The following is a 5,661-nucleotide window of genomic DNA, read 5'->3' as shown; positions in this document are numbered from 1 at the left end:
TCGCGCGGGCGGCATCGCCGCGGGTCACGGACTGGAGGCGGCGGGCGACCGGCTGATCGCGCGGGTCGCGCTGGCGGACCCGCGCGAACGCGCGGCGGAAGTGGAGAGGCTGCTGGGCGAGATCGCCTGACGGAACCGATGGCCGTCGTCCCTGGCCGGCTGATCCACGTAAGTGCATCGGGAAACGTATGTCTATAGCAAGGCGGCGGGGGGATGATCCATGCCGCGCTATTTCTTTTCACTTCACGGCCGCAACCGCGAAGAGGACGATACCGGCACCGAACTTCCTAACAATTCGCAGGCGCGGGCGCAGGGCATCGCGTTCGCCGCCGACGTGTTGCGGGACGACCCCGATCTCGTCCGGGACGGCCACGAGTTCAGGGTGGAGGTGACGGACGAGGCGGGCAGGGTGGTGACGACCGTGTTCGTCCGCGCCGAGTCGCACTGAGGAAAATACGGCCAAGAAGGCCGGCGCGGAGCGGCGTGGGAATGCCCTAGCCGGCCATCGCCCCGACGAGCCTTCCCGCGGCCCGGAACTCCTCGTCCAGCCGCGCCACCAGTTCGCCGGCGGCCCCCCGGCTGGTCACGGCGCCGATCCCCTGGCCGCAGCCCCAGATATCGCGCCAAGCCTTTGCATCGCCGCCGCCGCCAGAGCCGAAGTCCATCGTGCGGACGTCGCCGGGCGGCAGCGCGTCGGGGTCCAGCCCCGCGGCGGCGATCGACGGTTTCAGGTAGTTGCCGTGAACCCCGGTGAACAGGTCGGAATAGACGATGTCGGCGGCGCCGGAGGCGACCACCATGTCCTTGTACCCCTCCGCCGCCCGCGCCTCGTCGGTCGCGATGAAGGCGGAGCCGATGTAAGCCAGGTCCGCGCCCATCGCGATCGCCGCGGCCACCGCGCCGCCGGTCGCGATCGAGCCTGACAGCGCCAGCGGCCCGTCGAACCAGGCGCGCAGTTCCTGCACCAGCGCGAAGGGGGACAGCGTGCCCGCATGGCCGCCCGCCCCGGCGGCGACCGCGATCAGCCCGTCCGCGCCTTTCTCGACCGCCTTGCGCGCGAACCGGTCGTCGATGACGTCGTGGAAGGTCAGTCCGCCATAGCCGTGGACCGCCTCGTTCACGTCGGTGCGCGCGCCGAGCGAGGTGATGACGATCGGCGCGCGCCACTTGACGCACAGCGCGAGGTCCTCCTCCAGCCGGTCGTTGGACCGGTGGACGATCTGGTTGACCGCGAACGGCGCGGCCGGTGCGTCGGGATGGTCGCGGTCGTGCGCCGCCAGTTCCTGCGTGATCTGGTGCAGCCATTCGTCGAGCTGGCCGACGGGGCGCGCGTTGAGCGACGGGAAGCTGCCGACGATCCCCGCCTTGCACTGGGCGATCACCAGTTCCGGCCCCGAGATGATGAACAACGGCGATCCCATGACGGGCAGGCGCAGCCTGGCGCCAAGAGATGCGGGCAGGGTCATGGTCGCTCCCGGCCGCCGCATCGAAGCAGCTGGGCCTCCCGCCGGACTAGGCGCGCGGCCGCCCGGATGCAATCGGGCGCGCCCGCCGGGTGCCCGCCGGGTGCCCGCCGGTCCCGCCGCGACGCGGTCGATCACCGGTCGAGGCGATAAGTAGTTAAGCCGAACGGAAATAAACCTATGTTTCGTTTGACCGGCCGGAGCAGGTTACAGCCATCAGCATTGCCAGCCGTCTGGTCGGGCGTTACCCACCGCGCGGTGATCGCGCTCCCGCCCTCTCCGGGAGATACTTTCATGTCCGTGCATCCCTTGTCGATGCTGGTCCGGAAACTCGAGATGCGTAGCGTCCTGTCGGATGCGGATCGCTCGGCGATCCTCGATCTTCCGATGACCAAGAGGTCGATGAGCCGATCCGCCTACATGCTGCGGGAGGGCGAGCCGCCCGCCACCTGTTCGGTGCTGATCGAGGGCTATGCGTTCCGGCAGAAGCTGACGAGCGATGGCGCGCGCCAGATCGTGTCGCTCCATCTGCCCGGCGACGCGCTGGACCTCCAGGGCCTGTTCCTCGATCTTGCCGACCACAATATCCAGGCGCTGACGCAGGCGGAGCTGGCGGTGATCCCCCGGACGGCGATACGCGAGCTGATGGTGAAACATCCCGCAGTCTCGGTCGCGATCCACACCGACATCACGGTCGAGGCGTCGATCTGCCGCGAGTGGCTGACCAACGTCGGCCGGCGGCAGGCGCAGGCGCGGCTGGCGCACCTGCTCTGCGAGTTCGCGGTGCGGCTCGATGCGCAGGGACTCGGCACCGATGGCTCCTACGAGCTGCCGATGATCCAGGAGCAGATCGGCGACGCGCTGGGGCTCACCTCGGTACACATCAACCGGACGCTGAAGGCGATGGAGCTCGGCAGCCTCATCTGCCGGACCGGCCGGTCGATCACCTTCCCCAACATCGACGCGCTGCGCGCGGTCGCGGGGTTCAGCCCGCTGTACCTCCACCTCGGCGTGCAGGGAACCTGACGCGCCGGCTCGCCGGCGGCCGGGCCGCCACATCCCTGCCGCTGTTTGGACCTAGCGACCGTCTCCAGCGCCGCCGGCCGCCCGCCGCGCCAGGAGCCGTCATGACTTTCGCCCCCCTGATGTCGCTGATGTCGCTGATGCCGATCGCCGCCGCCGCTCCGATGCCCGCGGTGCCCGTGACGGCGAGCGACGGCGTGCTGACTGTCGAGGTCGCGAACGTGCGCGCGGCCAGGGGGCACGTCCGGATTGATATATGCCCGCAGGCGCGGTTCCTGAAGGCCGGTTGCCCGTTCTCGGGCAATGCCCCCGCGGTCGTGGGCACGACGACCGTGACGGTCCGCGACCTGCCGCCGGGCCGCTACGCGGTGCAGGCGTATCTCGACGAGAATGACAACAAGGACGTCGACCGGACGTTCTTCGGGCTTCCCAAGGAGGGCGTGGGCTTCTCGAACGACCCCCGCATCATATTGTCGCCGCCCAAGTTCGCCGATGCGGCCTTCACCTTCACGGGCGCCGCGCAGACGATCCGCCTGAAGCTGCGCTACTTCCTGTAGTCCGTCCGGTGCGCTCGCCCATACCCCGCCTAGTCGCGCTGGGCATCGCGCGCCCCTGGGCCACGTCGCTCGCCGCGCTCGCGCTGCTGGCGGTCGCGGTCCTCTACGCCGCCGGCCATTTCGCGATGACGACCGACACGGCCGAGCTGATCTCGCCGACCGTCGACTGGCGGCGGCAGGAGCGCGCGGCGGAGGCGGCGTTCCCGCAACTGTCCGACGTCATGCTGGTGATCGTCGACGGCCGCACGCCAGAACTCGCCGAACAGGGCGCGGCGGCGCTGGCGACGCGCTTCGCGGCCGACGCCAAGCAGTTCCGGCGGGTGAGCCGGCCCGACGGCGGCGATTTCCTCGGGCGCGAGGGGTTGCTGTTCGGCAGCCGCGAGGACGTCCGCCGCTCGACCGCGGCGCTGATCGATGCGCAGCCGCTGCTGGGGCCGCTCGCCGCCGATCCGTCGCTGCGCGGGGTATCGACCGCGCTTGGCAGCGTGCTGGACGGGGTGGAGTCCGGGCAGGCGTCGCTCGGCCGGATCGCCGCGCCGATGCGCGCGCTGGCGCAGGCGTCGACGCGGGTGCTGGCGGGACGACCGGCGGACTTCTCGTGGATGCGGCTGTTCGCGGGCGGTTCCCCCGCGCTGGCGGCGCCCACCCGTCGGCTGATCCTCGTGCAGCCGGTGCTCGACCATTCGGCGCTGATGCCGGGGGAGGCGCCGACGCGGGCCGTACGCGCCGCCGCCCGCGCGTTCGGTCCCGGCATCCGGGTGCAGGTGACGGGCGAGGTGCCGCTCGCCGACGACGAGTTCGCGACGCTGCAGGAGAATATCGGCGCGGTCGGCGCGGTCATGCTGGGCGCGATGCTGCTCACCTTGTGGTTCGCGACGCGCTCATGGCGGCTGGTGCTGGCGATCATGGCGACGATCGTCGTCGGGCTGGTCGTGACGACCGCGGTGGGGCTGGCCGTCGTCGGTCGGCTGAACCTCATCTCGGTCGCGTTCATCCCGCTGTTCGTCGGGCTTGGGGTGGACTTCGGCATCCAGATCGCGGTGCGGTTCAACGCCGAGCGCGCCGGTGGGGCCGCGCCCGCGCCTGCGCTGACCCGCGCCGCCGACGCGCTGGGCGCGCCGCTCAGCCTCGCGGCGGCGGCGGTGTTCCTGGGCTTCGGTGCGTTCCTGCCGACCGCCTATGTCGGCATCGCCGAACTGGGCGTGATCGCGGGGCTGGGCATAGTGATCGCGCTGCTGTTCAGCGTCACGCTGCTGCCCGCGCTGATCCTGCTGGCGCGTGCCGGCGCGCCGGCACGCGAGGTGGGGTTCCGCCAGCTCGCGCCCGTCGACCGGTTCCTGGAGCGGCGGCGATCGTGGGTGCTGTGGGGGTTCGCGGCGTCACTCGCCGCCAGCGTCGCGCTGCTGCCGCTGGTCCGGTTCGACTTCAACCCGCTGCACCTGCGCGACCCCGCCGCGCCCTCGATGCGCGCGCTCGCCGACCTGACGCGCGATCCCGAGCGGACGCCGGACACGATCGACGTGCTGGCGCCGAGCGAGGTGGCGGGCAGGGGGCTCGCGGCGCGGCTGGCGAGGCTGCCGGAGGTAAAGCAGGTGGTGTCGGTCGACTCGTTCGTGCCCGATGACCAGCCCGCGAAGCTCGCGACGATCGGGGACGCGTCGTCGCTACTCGACCTGACGATCAATCCGTTCGACGTCGCGGCCCCGCCGAACGACGCGGAGCTCGTGGCGGCGTTGCGCGACACTTCCGCCAGGCTGCGTCAGGTCGCCGGACCGCGCGTCCGCGGCATCGTTCACGGTCCGGCCGAGGCCGCGGCCGGCGACGCCAACGATCTGGCGGACCGTTTCGAGAAACTGGCGCGAGGGACGCCCGCTCAGCGCGCCGCGCTCGACGCCGGACTCTCGCGCCCGCTCGCCACCATGCTCGACCAGGTCCGCCTGTCGCTCCAGGCGCAGGCGGTGACGCGCGCGACCCTCCCCGCAGACCTCAGCCGCGACTGGGTCGCCCCGGACGGGCGCGTGCGGCTTCAGGTCTTTCCCTCGGGCGACCCAGGCAGCAACGCGGCGATGGAGCGGTTCCGCGCCGCCGTCGCGCGCGTGACGCCCGCCATCTCCGGGCTTCCCGTGGCGACGCAGGCGGCCGCGCGCACGGTGGCGGGCGCGTTCGTGCAGGCGGGGGTGATCGCCTTCGTCCTCGTCAGCCTGCTCCTGTTCGCGGTGCTGCGCGACGCGCGCGAGGTGCTGTTCACGCTCGCGCCCGTGGTGCTGTCGATCTTCCTGACGCTTGGCACGTGCGTGCTGATCGGTCAGCCGATCAACTTCGCCAACATCATCGCCTTTCCGCTGCTGTTCGGCGTCGGCGTCGCGTTCCACATCTACTTCGTCATGGCGTGGCGCGGCGGGGCGACCGCGCTGCTCCAGTCCCCTCTCGCGCGCGCGGTGCTGTTCAGCGCGCTCGCGACCGGCACCGCCTTCGGCTCGCTGTGGCTGTCGCACCATCCCGGCACCGCCAGCATGGGCAAGATCCTGATGCTGAGCCTCGCCTGGACGCTGGTCTGCGCGCTGGTGTTCGAGCCCGCGCTGCTCGGCCCGCCGCGCCGCGCGCCTAGGGCGTAGCGG

Annotated in this window: 5 protein-coding genes; 4 read left to right on the top strand and 1 reads right to left on the bottom strand. The window is 71.5% G+C overall.

Annotated features, from left to right (window positions below; all coding sequences use genetic code 11):
* The first annotated feature begins 220 nt into the window (after positions 1-220).
* Positions 221-448, top strand: coding sequence for a DUF6894 family protein (locus tag HUU95_RS07145; RefSeq protein WP_174279483.1), 228 nt, complete (start codon positions 221-223; stop codon positions 446-448).
* Between the two features lie 46 nt (positions 449-494).
* Here HUU95_RS07145 and HUU95_RS07140 read toward each other — a convergent pair whose 3' ends face one another.
* A complete protein-coding gene (locus HUU95_RS07140; RefSeq protein ID WP_174279482.1) occupies positions 495-1,466 on the bottom strand; it encodes an NAD(P)H-dependent flavin oxidoreductase in 972 nt (323 codons plus the stop codon).
* Positions 1,467-1,799: 333 nt separating this feature from the next.
* Between HUU95_RS07140 and HUU95_RS07135 the strand changes: the two genes are divergently transcribed.
* From HUU95_RS07135 to HUU95_RS07125, 3 genes are all read left to right on the top strand, one after another.
* A complete protein-coding gene (locus tag HUU95_RS07135) occupies positions 1,800-2,489 on the top strand; it encodes a Crp/Fnr family transcriptional regulator (protein ID WP_254602669.1) in 690 nt (229 codons plus the stop codon).
* Positions 2,490-2,590: 101 nt separating this feature from the next.
* Positions 2,591-3,043: a DUF2141 domain-containing protein gene (locus HUU95_RS07130; RefSeq protein ID WP_254602668.1), complete on the top strand. Its 453-nt coding sequence runs from the start codon at positions 2,591-2,593 to the stop codon at positions 3,041-3,043.
* An 8-nt stretch (positions 3,044-3,051) separates the two neighbouring features.
* Positions 3,052-5,658 (top strand): MMPL family transporter, encoded by a 2,607-nt coding sequence (locus tag HUU95_RS07125; protein WP_174279480.1) that lies wholly within the window; start codon positions 3,052-3,054, stop codon positions 5,656-5,658.
* Positions 5,659-5,661: the final 3 nt, after the last annotated feature.

It is taken from the genome of Sphingomonas bacterium, from assembly GCF_903643065.1.
Taxonomy (GTDB): Bacteria; Pseudomonadota; Alphaproteobacteria; order Sphingomonadales; family Sphingomonadaceae; genus Sphingomonas.
The sequence above is the reverse complement of the archived record's forward strand: the minus strand, read 5'-3'. Positions and strand labels throughout refer to the sequence as shown.

What these genes read in the sequence shown, in the direction of transcription:
- HUU95_RS07145 (WP_174279483.1), top strand. Translation starts at nt 221, where the DNA reads ATGCCGCGCTATTTCTTTTCACTTCACGGCCGCAACCGCGAAGAGGAC.
- HUU95_RS07140 (WP_174279482.1), bottom strand. Translation starts at nt 1,466, where the DNA reads ATGACCCTGCCCGCATCTCTTGGCGCCAGGCTGCGCCTGCCCGTCATG.
- HUU95_RS07135 (WP_254602669.1), top strand. Translation starts at nt 1,800, where the DNA reads ATGCGTAGCGTCCTGTCGGATGCGGATCGCTCGGCGATCCTCGATCTT.
- HUU95_RS07130 (WP_254602668.1), top strand. Translation starts at nt 2,591, where the DNA reads ATGACTTTCGCCCCCCTGATGTCGCTGATGTCGCTGATGCCGATCGCC.